Origin of the sequence: Paenarthrobacter sp. R1 (genome assembly GCF_030264015.1) — a bacterium.
GTDB lineage: Bacteria > Actinomycetota > Actinomycetes > Actinomycetales > Micrococcaceae > Arthrobacter > Arthrobacter ureafaciens.
Window position 1 is genome coordinate 3,852,762 of sequence record NZ_CP127115.1, and the last position, 15,193, is coordinate 3,867,954.

8 protein-coding genes are annotated in these 15,193 nt (G+C 66.3%); all 8 read left to right on the forward strand.

The features are described from left to right. Positions 1 to 37 precede the first annotated feature (37 nt). The 8 genes from QN084_RS18410 to QN084_RS18445 are packed head-to-tail and all read left to right on the forward strand — an operon-like array spanning position 38 to position 15,119. A complete protein-coding gene (locus QN084_RS18410) occupies positions 38 to 1,465 on the forward strand; it encodes a DUF58 domain-containing protein (RefSeq protein WP_021471392.1) in 1,428 nt (475 codons plus the stop codon). Beyond that, positions 1,462 to 3,957, forward strand: a complete 2,496-nt coding sequence (locus QN084_RS18415; RefSeq protein ID WP_021471391.1) for a transglutaminase TgpA family protein — start codon at positions 1,462 to 1,464, stop codon at positions 3,955 to 3,957. The genes QN084_RS18410 and QN084_RS18415 overlap by 4 nt, the downstream gene beginning before the upstream one ends. Continuing rightward, entirely contained in the window at positions 3,947 to 5,443 is a 1,497-nt protein-coding gene (locus tag QN084_RS18420) for an RDD family protein (RefSeq protein WP_069694776.1), read from the forward strand. Before QN084_RS18415 ends, QN084_RS18420 begins: the two co-directional genes overlap by 11 nt. Then, positions 5,440 to 6,336 carry a PP2C family protein-serine/threonine phosphatase gene (locus QN084_RS18425; RefSeq protein WP_062095835.1) on the forward strand — a complete coding sequence of 299 codons (897 nt, stop codon included), beginning with the start codon at positions 5,440 to 5,442 and terminating at the stop codon, positions 6,334 to 6,336. The genes QN084_RS18420 and QN084_RS18425 overlap by 4 nt, the downstream gene beginning before the upstream one ends. Next, the gene (locus QN084_RS18430; RefSeq protein WP_069694777.1) at positions 6,326 to 8,224 is read left to right on the forward strand and encodes an FHA domain-containing protein; all 1,899 of its coding nucleotides are present in this window, start codon (positions 6,326 to 6,328) and stop codon (positions 8,222 to 8,224) included. The genes QN084_RS18425 and QN084_RS18430 overlap by 11 nt, the downstream gene beginning before the upstream one ends. Then, positions 8,221 to 9,924: a serine/threonine-protein kinase gene (locus QN084_RS18435; protein WP_069694778.1), complete on the forward strand. Its 1,704-nt coding sequence runs from the start codon at positions 8,221 to 8,223 to the stop codon at positions 9,922 to 9,924. The genes QN084_RS18430 and QN084_RS18435 overlap by 4 nt, the downstream gene beginning before the upstream one ends. Positions 9,925 to 9,969: 45 nt before the next feature. After that, positions 9,970 to 10,674 carry a hypothetical protein gene (locus QN084_RS18440; RefSeq protein WP_021471386.1) on the forward strand — a complete coding sequence of 235 codons (705 nt, stop codon included), beginning with the start codon at positions 9,970 to 9,972 and terminating at the stop codon, positions 10,672 to 10,674. Then, entirely contained in the window at positions 10,671 to 15,119 is a 4,449-nt protein-coding gene (locus QN084_RS18445) for a type VII secretion EssC family protein (protein ID WP_069694779.1), read from the forward strand. Before QN084_RS18440 ends, QN084_RS18445 begins: the two co-directional genes overlap by 4 nt. Positions 15,120 to 15,193 lie beyond the last annotated feature (74 nt).

Below are 15,193 nucleotides of genomic sequence, written 5' to 3' on the forward strand. Positions count from 1 at the left end.
TCACACCCGCATCCCCGGCACGAACAAAGGTCTCCACATGTCCTCCAGCACACCCCTGAACAGGGCTGCTGATTCGCTCAAGCGTGCAACATCGGCGCTTGGCAGCAAGATCCGCTCAGTCGGCGGTTCCGGCAAACGCCCGGGCGGCCAACCGGTCGGCCAACCCGGCAACCGGCCCCGCCCTGGAAACGGCAGGGGCAAGCAGAGCAAGCTCCACCCGGCTGCCGTGTGGGCTGAAGCCGCGGGGACAGCAGGGGAGTTGCTTGCCCCGGTGTGGTCCAAGGTCCGGGCCTACTGGTTGCGTTTTGCCTGGCCGGTCCTTTCCGTGGTGAGCGTCCTGGGCTGGGTAGTGCTGGCAGCGGCCGTTGCTTTGTGGATCGCAGGACAGTCCTGGGGCTGGCAGGAAGCGAAGTCCGCTGCGATGGTGGCCTTCCTGCTGTTCGTGTTCGCCATCGCTTTCATCGTGGGCCGCTCGGCGTACGGTGTGGTGCTGGACCTCGCCCGTACCCGTGTTGCAGTGGGCGATGACGCAGTGGGCAGCATTGCCGTCTCCAACGTCTCCGCACGGCCTTTGCTCCCGGCATCACTGGAGCTTCCGGTGGGGGCGAACACCGCCGTCTTCCACTTGCCCCGGATGAAGCCCGCGCAGGTCCACGAGGATCTCTTCACCATCCCCACTGCCCGGCGTGCCGTGATCGTGGTGGGTCCCGTGCGTTCCGTGCGCGCCGACCCCCTCCACCTCCTGCGCCGAAGGGTGCTCTGGACTGAACCTGTGGACCTGTACGTCCATCCCCGGACGGTGCCGTTGGGTGGTTCTGCCGCAGGTTTCATCCGTGACCTGGAAGGTATGCCCACCACCGAACTTTCCAGCGCGGACGTCTCCTTCCACGCCCTCCGGGATTACGTGCCGGGCGATGACCGCAGGCACATCCATTGGAAGACCACGGCACGCACCAACAAGCTGATGGTCCGCCAGTTCGAGGAAACCCGACGGGCCCACCTCGCCATCTCACTGTCCATCAACACCGACGAATACGATTCCGAGCATGAGTTCGAGATGGCCATCTCCGTGGCTGGTTCCATTGGCCGCCAGGCCATCCGTGAGCAGCGCGAACTGGACGTTCTGACGCAGAAGGGGCCGCTTCGTTGCGAAACCGGCCGCAACCTGCTCGATGACATGACGAGGATCGTCGGGGCACCCATGCGGAAAACCGCCGTCGACCTTGCCCGTACGTTGTCGGACACCGTCCCGAACGCCTCCGTGGTGTTCTTCGTCGTGGGCAGCCAGGTGACAGCGACGGAGCTGCGTTCCGCGGCGGCCTCCATCATGCCGGGTGTCCGGAGCCTTGCCGTGCGCGTCCAGCCGGGCGCGGCGCCGTCGAGGGCGAACATCGCGGACCTCACGGTCCTGACCGTCGGTGACCTGGATGACCTTGCGATTGTCCTTCGAAAGGCGGCAGCATGAGTACCGCGCCGAATCTTCGCACCCGCGACCGCAGCCGGAGCGCCAAACCTGTACCGTCCTTCTTCGCCGACGGCCGGCCGGCATGGCATTTCGCCATCGACTGCGGCGCTTTGGTTGTCCTGTTGTTCCTGGGCGTCCTTGGTTTCAGCTTGAGCTTCGGGGGAGACCCGCGCTACCTCATTGCCGGGCTGGGCGGCATCCTGCTGGGCCTGGGAATTGCCGTGCTGAATGCGCACCTTCGCCTGGGGCTGCTGATTACCACGGCGCTGGCGTTCGGCGCCTACATGCTTTTTGGATCGGCCCTGGCGGTCCCCGACACCGCAGTGCTGGGGTTCCTGCCAAGCCTCGATTCGCTCAGGACCCTGCTTCTGGGAATTGTCTTCGCCTGGAAGGACATGCTCACCGTCGGTGTCCCGGTGGGCACCGCGAACGGCATGCTGATTGTGCCGTTCCTCAGTTCGTTGATCACCGCGCTGGCCGCAGGTCTGTTGGCTTGGCGGCTCAAGAGCCCGTACTGGCCGCTCTTGCCGGTCCTGGCGCTCTTTGTGACGGGTATTGCCTTCAGCACCAGCGCCGGTTTCCTCAACGTCGAACGCGGCGTTTCCCTCACCATCATCGCGATTGTGTGGGCAACCTTCCGGCGCGACGCCCTGCGCCAGTCCAGCACCAAGACAGTGTCGGCCAACCGGACGGACCACGACGCCGGTGCGGCCCGCCGCGGCAAGCTCCGCCGCCTGGGGACCGGGGCAGCGGTCATTGCCGCCGCCGTCGCCATTACCGCCGTCGCATCGCCGCTGGTGACCGCCAGCGATGACCGGAAGGTGCTGCGCAACACGATCGTGCCGCCGTTCGATCCACGCGACTACGTCACGCCGCTGGCCAGTTTCCGGAACTTCGTGAAGGACCAGAAGGACAGCACGCTCTTCTCGGTGAAGGGCCTGCCCAAGGACGGCAGGGTCAGGCTGGCGGCCCTGGATTCGTTCAACGGGCTGAACTACACCATGGATCCGAACAGCTCCGGCAACTTCAGCAAGGTGGGGGACGCCCGGTCCTTGAACACGCTGGCGGATACGGGGAGCCCCGTCGCCAGCACCAATTACTCGCTGGACATCACTATTGAGGATTATCAGGGGTACTTCGTCCCCGGCGGGCGCCACACCACCGGCCTGAGCTTTGCGGAGGCCGCGGGAGCGGCATCGGGCCTGTACTTCAACGCCGGGACGGACACCGCGGTGACCACGCAGGGCCTGGGCAAGGGTGACTCGTATACAGTGCAGGTCTCGGACCCAGGGAAACTGGAGCACGGTCAGCTCACCCAGTACGACTTCGCCAAGATCACCCTGCCGGACGCCCAGGAAGTTCCGCCGATCGTGGCTTCGCAAGCGAACGAACTGTCGGCTGATGCTCCCACGGCGATCGACCGGGTCCGCCAGATCGAGGCGCACTTCCAGAAGAGTGGTGCGTTCAGTAACGGCCTGGTAGCCGAGGGCCAGCTGCCCAGCCTGCCCGGCCATAGTGCCGCACGCGTCCGTAACCTGCTCTCCGCCAAGCAAATGCTGGGCGACGACGAGCAATATTCGGTTGCCATGTCCCTCATGCTGCGCCACCTGGGCATCCCCTCCCGTGTGGTCATGGGGTTCTACCCGGACCCCAAGAGCCCGGAAAACGGTGCCGGCGACATCAAGATCACAGGCAAGGATGTGCACGCCTGGGTGGAGGTTGCCTTTGACCGTGTGGGTTGGGTGGCGTTCGATCCCACGCCGCCCAAGGACAACGTGCCCATCCCGCCGGACCCCGAGAGCAAATCCAAGCCCAAGCCGCAGGTCCTGCAGCCGCCGCCCCCGCCGCAGGAGCCCGCGGACCTGCCGCCGGACTCCACCCCGGACGCCCTGGATGCCGACGAGAAGAAGAACAACCCCTGGCTCTTCTGGGGTCCGCTGCTGGCCGCCATCGGCGTTGCCCTGATTCCGCTGGGGATCCTGGCCATCCCGCTGTTGCTGATCCTTCTGTTGAAGGCACGACGCCGGAAGGCGCGTTTCCGTGACGGCCACCCCGCCCAGCGGGTCGGCGGAGGATGGAACGAGGTGCTGAGCCTTGCCACTGACATGGGCGCGTCAATCGACAACAAGTCGACGCGGCGCGAATCGGCCTCGGTGATTGCGGACGCCTTCCCCGTGGCAGGCAGCACCACCACCGTGCTTGCCCACCGTGCCGACGCTGCCGTCTTCGGAGCCGGGCAGCCGAGCGAGGATGAGGTCAAGGAGTATTGGAAGATCGTGGACTCGTCGCTGGAGGACATCACGGGAAGCGTTGGCTTCTGGAAACGGCAGCAGGCCCGGTTCTCGCCGCGGTCCCTGCTGGCGGATGGACGCGCCGCCCTGAGGCGACGGGAACAGCGCGAGACCGTTCCCGGCAGCGGGCCGCGGACAAGCGTGAGCGTATTTGCCAAGCTGAAATCCCTCTTCAGGAGGGGCGGATCGGGTGAACAGTGATGTTGAACTGTGCCCGGCCTGCCGCCATGGAGTGCGGCCCGGCGCTGCTTTCTGCACCTTCTGCGGTTCCCCGTTGAGCAACCGGGGAGCGCGTCGGGAACGCAACGTGAACCATGCGCACCTGGCTGCCCAGGACCAGGCGAACCATCAAGGCGCGCCCGGTCCCGGTAGTATCTCGGTAGTGTCCGCTCAGGAAGCTGCGGGGCGGACAGCCGCGGCGATGCCTGCAACCATGGCAGGCACAGGGGTGAATCCAGGGGGAGGGACCACGGTGTCGACGAAGCTTGAACTTGTGCCGGCTTCAGCGGGCAAGCGCTTGGGCGCCGCCGTGCTCGACTGGCTTCTTCCCCTTGCCGTCCTGGTCACTACCTTTGCCATCGGCATTGCCGGGATCACGCAAACTCGCCGGAACGGTTTCATTGTGTATGACACCGGCCTGCTCGTGTTGCTCGGCAGCATCGGACTGGCCGTCACCGTGGCCTACATGTTCGTGTTGCTCGGCATCGAGGCCAAGTCCGGCAACACCATCGGCAACCAGCTCATGGGCATCCGGAGCTCTGACGCGGACGGTTACGCTCCCGGCGCTGGAGCCGTCTTCGTCCGGGGCATCGTCACCGGCGGCGGCCTGTTGCTGGGGGCAATCGTCGGTGCTGTGTTGCTCGCCATCGGGCAGCTTGGCCTGGTTCTTTTCATCGCGCTCCCGCTGATGGTGCTGGGAGCTATCTGGGCCATCCTCGTGGTGGTCTCCAGCGCCTGGGACAAGAACGGCAAGCTGGAGGGGTGGCAGGACAAGGCAGCCAAGACCCTGGTCTTCGATGTCCATGCGGGTCGCAACCCCGTAGCCACCGGCGGCATCCAAGGACCGTACAGCTTCGCGCCGGTGGACTTGCCTCCGGTGCAGCCCGTTATCTCGCCGGTTCCGAGCCCGTCGCCGGCTTCGGCACCGGCTCCCGTCCCCGCGCCGGCGGCGACCGAACCGGCGTCGGGCTCCTCGCCTGCTGCGCCCGCACAGGGCGCGTTGCCTCCGCACGATCCCAACCAGTGGCGTCCCCCCACTGCACCGCGTCCGGTCCCGCAGGCATCCGTGCCCGCCGTTGCCCATCCTGATGACGACCTCGACCGCACCCGGATGCGGCCGGGTGCTGCACGGGCCGAGGCAGTCCTGCGGATCCGCATTGACGACGGCCAGGATGTCCAGCTCGGCGGCACGGTTCTCCTTGGCCGCAATCCCGCACCACAGCCCGGCGAAGCTACCCAGCAGCTGTTGCCGGTATCCGACCCGGGGCGCTCCATCTCCAAGACGCACCTGCACCTGCGGGTGGATGGTGACGGCGTCTGGGTCACCGACCGCAACTCCACCAACGGCAGCGCGGTCACCACCCCCGACGGCCTCCAAACCCGTTTGCAGCCAGGTGTTGCAGTTTTCGTCCGCCCCGGTTCCACCGTCCACTTCGGTGACCGTTCCTTCCACCTAGGACAAGCATGAATTCACAGCCGGCAACCCCCGATGCCGACGCCAATGCAGCCGCTTCCAGCTTCCAATTGAGCTACGGCTACGGTACGGACCGCGGTTTGCGCCGCGAGTTGAATGAGGATTCGTTCATTGCCTCGGATCCTGTCTTTGCCGTGGCCGACGGCATGGGGGGCCACGAGGCGGGGGAGATCGCCAGTGGCATGTGCGTTCGCACCCTGGGCAGCGCCCCGGAACTGGCTACAGGCACGCGGACGGCCTCGGCCGGCGAGCTGCAGGGCTGCCTTTTGAAGGCGGACGCGGCTATCCGCAATGCCACCGGTGGACGCGCAGGGACCACGTTGTCCGGCGTCGTGGTGGTCGAGCAGATGGGCGTGCCGTACTGGCTGGTCATGAACATCGGCGATTCCCGGACGTACCTGCTGAGCCAGGGCCAGTTCTCGCAGGTCAGCGTGGACCATTCGGAGGTGCAGGAACTGGTGGATTCGGGGGACATCACGGCCGAACAGGCCGCCATCCATCCGCGCCGCCACGTGGTCACCCGGGCCCTGGGCACCGGCGATGAGACCGAGGCCGACTTCTGGCTCCTCCCCATCCAGGAGGGCGACCGGATCATGGTCTGCTCCGATGGACTTAACGGGGAACTCGGGGACGACCACCTGTTCCGCATCCTCAGCACCGTTGCCCACCCGCAGGACGCGGTGGATGCCCTGATCCAGGCGGCCCTCCGCAGCGGCGGGCGGGACAACGTGAGCGTCATTGTGGTGGACGCCAAGAACGTCCTGAACGACGCCGGCATTGCCACCACTGCGCCGCGCCCGGAAGTGGGCAACGACGTCGAAGAGGACACCCTGCCACGGGCTTGGGTCAACGGCGCGGAAACCGAGGACGGTGCTGATGGCAAGTAATGGCGTGCCTGCCGTCGCCCGCTACCGTCACGGCGACTGGTTTGGAGTGCTGCGCCGGGGAACAGTCGTCCTCCTCGGGCCGGAAACTCCGGAATCGCTGGTGGAGTCCGTGTGGGAGCTCCTGGCCTCCGCGCCCGAGGCCCACGAGGTACTCCATGAGGTCACGGAGGCGTTCGGCGTATCACTGACCAGGATTCCGCCCTTCGGCATCATTGATTCCAAAGACCAGCTCAGGGTCTTCCTTCGCGGCGACCTCGACCTTGAAGTCCACTCGGCCTCCGGCGGCGAGCAGTTGTCCGGCCGGGACGTGACCACTTGGACGGAGCGGCGGCTGCAGTCACCGGACTCCGTCAGCCTGCGGATCGGTTCCGGCGGTAGTGCGGCAGCCTCCAACGGCGGTGCAGGACCTTCCGGCGGAACCACGACGGCGGCTGGTACCGTCCCGCTGGGCCTGCCGGTGGTTGAGGGAGTAGTGCGGCTTGCCGCGCTGGAGGTCGTCCTTGCCGGCGTTCCGGCGGCTGCCCCGGCCCCCGGAACTGAAACACCCGCAGCCGACGCGGAGCCCGTGGTGGCACCCGCGGACGCTGGGCCCGTGGCGGCACCGGGCGGCGGACGGGTCTCGGATGAGACTGTGCTTGGCTACACCGACGTGGACCTTGGCTTGACGATCGCTCCGCACACGGACGGTCTGCCTGTTGTTGCCGGTCCGGAGGCCGCCGCCGCGTCTGCGCCGGAAACCGCTCCCGGGCCCGCGGAAGACGTCGTTCCAGGGGAGGACCCTTCAGACGAATTCCAGCCGGATGAGTCCGTGGACACTCCTGCGGCAGCCGAAGCTTCCGAGGACTCCGGTGGCGTTCCGGTTCACACCAGCACCACGGATCCCATGGTTCCCACGCTGGAAACCACCACCAACTATGACCACCTGTGGGATAAGACCGTAATGCGGAACATCGAGGACGCAGCGGTCAGGATCGTGGGAGACGAGGACGACCACGACGTTCCTGCAGCCCAGGTGCCCTCGCCGCCGATCCCCGAAGGAGTGCCGCTGCCGTCGCCGAAACGGGCCGACGCGGAAAGCGACGGAGCCGCCGAAGGAGGGAACGGCGTCGTACCTGGTCCGGCCGGAGCCGTACCGGGTACCGGCGACGGGTCCGCAGGCCAGGCCCCTCTTGGTGTACCGGCCCTGATTGATTCCGTCCCGTGGCTGCGCAGCAGTGCCTCCTCCGAGGCTCCTGAACCGGCTGCGCCCGCCCGGCAGTTCACTTCCAGTCCACCCGCGGTGCAGGCTCCCGAGGAAAATGATCCGGACCATGATGGCCAGACCATCATGAAGAGCAGTGTTGCAGGGGACGTTCCTGAGGGTACGGCCGCAGGTGGCTCCTCAACCGGCACCGCAACCGGCCAGAAAGGCGCGGGCAACCACGCCACGGGACCCAGCGTTTTAGCACGGGTGTGCGGGCAGGGACATGCAAACCCGCCCACCTATCCGCAGTGCGCTTCCTGTGGCCTCGCGCTGTCCGGAGACGCGGTCCAGGTGCCGCGCCCCAGGCTTGGCCGGATGCGTATCTCCACGGGCGAGTTGATCGACCTTGATAAGTCGTTGGTCATCGGCAGGCAGCCGTCCGTCTCCAGGGTCCAGGGCGGCACCATGCCTCGCCTCGTCCAGGTGGAAAGCCCCGGGGGAGACATCTCCCGGTCGCACGTCGAGGTCCGCCTGGAAGGATGGCACGTCATGCTGTGCGACCTGAAGGCGACCAACGGCACCGTTCTTATCCGGGAGGGCCAGGCACCGCGCCGGCTCGCCCAAAACGAGATGGCCATCCTGCTCGACGGCGACATTGCCGAGTTGGGTGACGACATTTCATTGCGTTTCGAGGAGATTCTTTGAGTTCCAAGAGGCCCCCTGCACCGCCTCCCCATATCCCGGGTTTCAAGTACGTCAGCCTGCTGGGATCGGGCGGCTTCTCTGACGTCTTCCTCTACGAACAGGACAGGCCGCGCCGCAAGGTAGCGGTCAAGGTGCTGTTGTCCGACCTGAAGACCGAGGGTGCGCGCCGTCGCTTCGAGTCCGAAGCAAACCTGATGGCGCAACTTTCCTCCCACCCGTACATCGTGACCATCTTCGAAGCGGAGACCACAGAAGACGGACACTCCTACCTGGCCATGGAGTACTGCTCACGGCCCAGCCTCGATGTGCGGTACAGGCGCCAGCGGTTCAGCGTTGACGAAGTCCTGGCTGTCGGGATCCAAGTGGCTTCCGCCGTCGAGACCGCGCACCGCGCCGGCATTGTCCACCGGGACATCAAGCCGGCAAACATCCTGGTCACCGACTACAACCGGCCTGCCCTGACCGACTTCGGCATCTCCGGGACCATCGGCGGGGACAACGACGACGACGCCGGAATGTCCATCCCCTGGTCACCCCCTGAGCAGTTCCGCGGCGGGCCCGTGGACGGCGTGCCCGTGGACATCTGGGCCCTGGGTGCAACCCTGTACACGCTGCTGGCCGGACGTTCCCCGTTCGTGTTGCCCGGGCAGGACAACTCGCAGCGGGAACTGATTTCCCGCATCACCAACTCCCCGTTGCCCCGCCTGGGCCGCGCGGATGTTCCCGAATCGCTGGAACTGGTCCTTGCCACTGCCATGGCCAAGTCCCCGGAGTCGCGGTATTCGTCGGCGCATGCCTTTGCCTTGGCATTGCAGCGCATCCAGGCGGAACTGAACCTGTCGGTGACGCCGTTCGAAGTCCTGGCGGACCCGGGGCACGGGGATGAACAGCACCCGGACGACAACGTGGAAGATACCCGCGTCCGGAGCATCGCTTCGATCGATCCGGATGCGTCCGGAACCGCAACCACCGGTTCGGCCCCCACGTTTCCTGCGCGGACGTTCCCGTCCACCATGCCGGGTACGTCCAGCACCGCCGGCACTTCCACCAGCCCTACGCGGCCAAAGCAGCAGTTCCCGGCACCGCAAACCAACCTTCCGCAGTTCCAATCACCGGGTGTCCACGCGCCCAACGCCGCCCCGGAACCGGAAACGGCCGAGTCGACGGTCTTGCGCGGCTGGCAGCCGCCGGCGCACGATGACCTCGCCGCCACGGTCAATCGTTCGGGCCCCGCAGCCGAAGAAGCCGGGGCCCCGGAAGCCGACCACAGCAAACGGAACCTGTGGCTCGGCGTGAGCGGTGCAGCAGTGTTGGCTGTCGCCGTCGTCGTAGGTGTGGTGCTGGGCGGTTCCGCGCAGCCCAAAGTGGCTCCCAGCGAGACCGCGAGCAAACCGCCCGCAGACGCCATCAGCGACGGCAATGTGCCCGACGTGACGGGCATCCGCGCCGAGGTCCAGCAAGGCGGCGGCCCCGGACTGGTGGTCTTCAGGTGGGACCCGGTCGCGCTCAATTCCGGAGACACCTACAAGTGGCGGACCAAGTCGGCCAAGGCGGACGGACCGTACGAATCGACGTTGGCCTCCAACGTGGTACTCCCCGGTACCACGCAGCTGCCGGTGTGCATCCAGGTGATCGTTGTGCGGGCCGATGGCTCGGCGTCGCCGGGAGGTCCTGAATCCATCGGCTGCCTTGAAAAGTAGCCCGTTCCCGAAAGTAACAAACAGTCCTGCAAGGAGGCACAGATCATGGGGGATCTAGCAATAGATTTCTGTGGCGAATGGTACGAACCGTCAGATGAGGATGTATTCGACATCGGCCGCGAAGGCGACCTTGAAGTAGATGACAATCCCTACCTGCACCGCCGCTTCCTGCAAATTGCCCGTTACGACGGAATTTGGTGGCTGAGCAACGTGGGGAGCATGTTGTCGGCAACCATCGCCGACGGCTCGGGCGGCATGCAGGCCTGGCTTGCTCCGGGCGCGCGGATCCCGCTGGTCTTCAGCCACACGAACGTCATTTTCACGGCGGGCCCCACCACCTACGAATTCGCCGTCCACCTGAAGACTCCGTCCTTCCGGCACGAAGCCCGGGACGAGGACCAGGCGGGGGACACCACCATCGGGCCCGTTGTTTTCACCGATTCGCAAAAGGCGCTCATCGTGGCCCTGGCCGAACCCATGCTGCGTCGGGATGGCACCGGATTCAGTGCCATCCCGTCGTCCGCGGAGGCCGCCAAACGCTTGGGATGGGCGCTGACCCGGTTCAACCGGAAGCTGGACAACGTGTGCGACAAACTCGACCGCGTGGGTGTCGTGGGGCTCCGCGGCGGCGCCGGGAAGCTCGCCACCAACCGGCGTGCCCGGCTCGTCGAGCACGCCGTGACCTCACACCTGGTCACCCCGGCCGACCTGTACTTGCTTGAGACTGAGAGTGGAGTCGACGAAGGATGAAGTTTCGCCTGACCCTGCGGCGGGATCCCGCGGAAGCCAAGGACCTGGCCGTCACGGTGGATGGCCGTGCCACAGTGGCCGACATCGCCACGGAACTGTGGGCCGCGGACCCCGCGCGGAAGGGGACCGAACCGCCGTCGAACCTCTCCATCAGCGTGGATGAGGCGTTTGTTGGCGGCGGGCTGTCCGGCCAGGTTCTGCGCCCGACCGACAACCTGCTGGAATCCGGGCTGCGGCCCGGTTCGAAGGTGTCCCTGACCCAGGTGAGCGAACAATTCGCCTCGAACGCGCCCGGCACCAACCGCGGACCGGCGGCAGCTACCCTGCGCGTCATGGCAGGGCCCGACGCCGGCCGCGAGTTTTCGCTGCCGTTCGGAACCAGCTACATCGGCCGGGACCGGGACGCCGACGTCAGGCTGTCCGACCCCCTGACGTCCAAGCGGCATGCCCGCATCACGGTGGGGGAGACGGTGGAAATCGTCGACACGAACTCCGCCAACGGGCTCCTCATGGACGGGCTGCCCGTCACGCGGGCCACGCTGGAATCCTCGGACACCGTGACATTGGGCGACACCACCGTGGGCGTCGTTTCGCTCTCGCGCAACCACTCCGGAGGACCCACCTCGCCGTTGGTTGACTTCAACAGGTCGCCGCGGGTGGTTCCCCGGTTCGAGTCGCCCAAGCGCGTGCCGCCGGCGGGCCCCAAACGCCCTGAACACCAGCCGTTCCCGTACATCATGCTGGTCACGCCGCTGCTGATGGGCGGCGTTCTGTTCGCCCTGACGCAAAACATCCTCTCCGTCATCTTCATGGCCATGATGCCGCTGTTCATCGTGGGGCACTACGTGGACCACAAGATGCAGGGCAAGCGGCAGGCCAAGGAAGGGCACAAGCAGTTCAACGCTGCCATGCTGGCGTTCCGGGAAGACATCGACCGGCAGCAGAACATCGAACGAGCGGTCCGCCTGCAAGAGGCGCCATCGGTCAGCGACACGGTGGATGCCATCTATAAGCTGGGTCCGCTGCTGTGGACCAACAGGCCCGAGCACCAGCACTTCCTGAGCGTCCGCTTCGGCCTGGGCTCCGCGCCGTCCCGCATCCAGTTCGACGAGCCGGGGGCCAACGAAACCGAGCCGAAGTACATGCGGGAAATCCAGGAATGCCTGCAGCAGGTGCGGGTGATCGAAGGCGTGCCCATCGTGTCGCAGCTGCGCGCGTCCGGCTCCTTCGGCGTGGCCGGGGACCGCAGCGTGGTGGACGACGTCGCGCGCGGCATGGTGCTTCAGTTGGTGGGCCTCCACTCGCCCGCGGAACTCGTCCTCACGGCACTGACGTCCCCGCGGTCCCGCGAACGCTGGGACTGGCTGCAATGGCTGCCCCACGTCGGCTCAGGCCACAGCCCCCTCACGGGCGACCATCTTGCCGCCGGCCCGGGTGCAGGCTCCGCGCTGTTGTCCCGGCTGGAAGACCTGGTTGAGCAGCGTGAAGCCCAGGCCAAGGAACCGGGTCAACAGCCCCGGCCCGGGCTGAAGAATGAGCACGAAGAGACTCCCGGACCTGTTGTGCCCACGGTGTTGGTGGTGGTGGAAGACGATGCACCCGTGGACCGTGGACGCCTTACCCGTTTGGTGGAACGCGGTCCGGATTTTGGCGTCCACGTCATGTGGGTGGCCGCCAACGTGCAGTCGTTGCCTGCCGCATGCCGGGACTTCCTCTCGGTCGACGGCGATCACGGCACCACGACGGGCCAGGTCCGGCTGGGCCGGCACACCTATCCGGTGAGCTGCGAAAGCCTCGACGTTGAGCTGGCCACGCAACTGGCCCGCATGATGTCTCCGCTGGTGGACGTCGGCAACCCGCTCGAGGACGACTCGGACCTGCCGCGCGCCGTTTCCTACGCCACGTTGATCGGCAAGGACCTGATGGACAACCCACAGGCCGTGGCCGAGCGCTGGCAGGAAAACAACTCTGTCCATGCCACCGCCGTGCCCAACCGCAAGGACAACGGCAGCCTCCGGGCCTTGGTTGGTTCCAAGGGTGTTGAGCCGTTCTACCTGGACCTGAAGAACGAGGGCCCCCACGCCCTGGTGGGTGGAACCACCGGTGCAGGCAAGTCGGAGTTCCTCCAGTCCTGGGTCATGGGCATGGCTGCTGCGTACAGCCCGGACCGGGTGAGCTTCCTCTTTGTCGATTACAAAGGTGGAGCTGCGTTCGCGGACTGCCTGCACCTGCCGCATACCGTTGGCCTGGTCACCGACCTCTCGCCGCACCTTGTCCGGCGTGCCCTGACCTCGCTCCGTGCCGAGCTGCACTACCGCGAACGGCTCCTGAACCGGAAGAAGGCCAAGGACCTGCTCGCCCTGCAGCGCGAAGCGGACCCCGAGGCTCCGCCCTACCTCATCATCATCGTGGACGAATTCGCCGCGCTGGCCACCGAGGTCCCCGAATTCGTGGACGGCGTTGTTGACGTGGCCGCGCGTGGCCGTTCCCTTGGCCTGCACTTGATCCTTGCCACGCAGCGGCCGGCCGGCGTCATCAAGGACAACCTGCGCGCCAACACCAACCTCCGCGTCGCCCTGCGCATGGCCGATGAAGTGGATGCCGTGGACATTCTTGGTGTTCCGACAGCCGCCTACTTCGATCCCTCCATCCCGGGCCGCGGTGCGGCGAAGACCGGGCCCGGGAGGATCCAGGGTTTCCAGACCGGTTATGCCGGCGGCTGGACCACGGAGAAGCCGCAACGGCCCCGCATCGACATCGTGGAGATGGCCTTCGGCTCCGGACCTTCCTGGGAGCCGCCGCCTGCGACGGATATCGCCGAGGAACCGGCCGGACCGAACGACATCGCACGGATGACGGCCAACATCATCAGGGCGGCTGACGTCCTGGCAATCGAGCCGCCGCGCAAGCCTTGGCTTAACGAGCTGGCCACCACGTACGACTTCTCCAAGCTGCCCAACCCCCGTACCGATGAACGGCTCCTTCTTGGCGTTGCGGACGATCCCGCCCACCAGGACCAGCCCACGGTGTTCTACGAGCCGGACAAGGACGGCAACATGGCCGTCTACGGCACGGGTGGTTCAGGTAAGTCGGCGGCACTGCGCGGCATCGCCATTGCCGCTGCCGTGACGCCCCGCGGCGGTCCCGTACACGTCTACGGCATCGACTGCGGATCTTCGGGCCTGAAGATGCTTGAGGGCCTACCGCACGTGGGAGAGGTCATCAACGGCGACGACGTCGAACGCGTCGGCCGCCTGCTGCGCTGGCTCAAGGAGATCGCGGATGAGAGGGCCACGAGGTTTGCCGAAGTCCGGGCTTCCACCATCGTCGAATACCGCCAATTGGCTGACCGGCCGGATGAGAAGCGCATTTTCGTCATGGTGGACGGCATGTCCTCCTTCCGCGAATCCTACGAATACAGCAACCTTTCTTCGCTGTGGGATATCTTCCTGCAGCTCGCCACGGACGGCCGTCCCCTCGGTATCCACCTCGTGGTGAGCGGCGACCGACCCAACTCCGTACCGGCGTCGCTCCTTGCCTCCATCCAGAAGCGGCTGGTGCTTCGCTTGAGCTCGGAAGACGACTACATGACGCTGGACGTCCCCAAGGACGTGCTGAACGCAGCGTCACCTCCGGGGCGCGGGCTCCTGGACGGATTGGAAGTGCAGCTGGCGGTGCTGGGCGGGAACTCCAACCTGGCCCTGCAGGCGCGCGAAGTGTCCAAGCTCAGCCAAGCCATGCTCCGGCAGGGACTCAGCCAGGCTCCACAGATCCAACGGCTCCCCGAACTGGTGGACCTGGACATCCTGCCCGTGGGAGCCGTGGACAATCCCATCATCGGCGTCGACGACGAGACCCTCGGCTCCGCCGCCATTGCCGCGAAAGGCCCCTTGCTGCTGGCAGGGCCTCCGGGTTCCGGGCGAACGGTGGCACTGGTTACGTTGGCCTACGCACTGCGCCGGTCCAACCCGCGGACCGACCTCATCTACATCGGCTCGCGCCGTTCCACGGTTGCCTCCTTGAACATCTGGAGCCGTGCCCTGGTGGGTCCGGACGAGGTGTCCGACGTCGTGGATGACCTGGTGGACAAGGCAAGCGACAACCCGGGCACCATGGCGATCTTCATTGAGGGCCTCACGGAGTTCACGGATACCCTCGCCGAGTCCGGCGTCGGTCGCTTGGTGACGGCCGCCATCAAGGCCGACCAGTGGGTAGTTGGCGAGTCCGAAACCTCCACATGGTCGCAGGCGTGGTCCTTGGCGCAGCCCTTCAAATCCGGGCGCAGAGGACTGCTGCTCAACCCCGGCGACGTGGAAGGGGACAGCCTCCTCAACACGTCACTGGGACGGCTCAGCAAGGACTTCATCCCGGGCCGCGGGTACATCGTGGGACGCGGCAAAGTACGGAAACTGCAGGTTGCCATGCCGCCCGAAAACCGGAGCTAGGATTTGCGTCTTCGCTGGTGTGTGTAGGAGGATGCCGGAAACGTACCGCACTTCCGGACCGCTCAAAGCGCCCC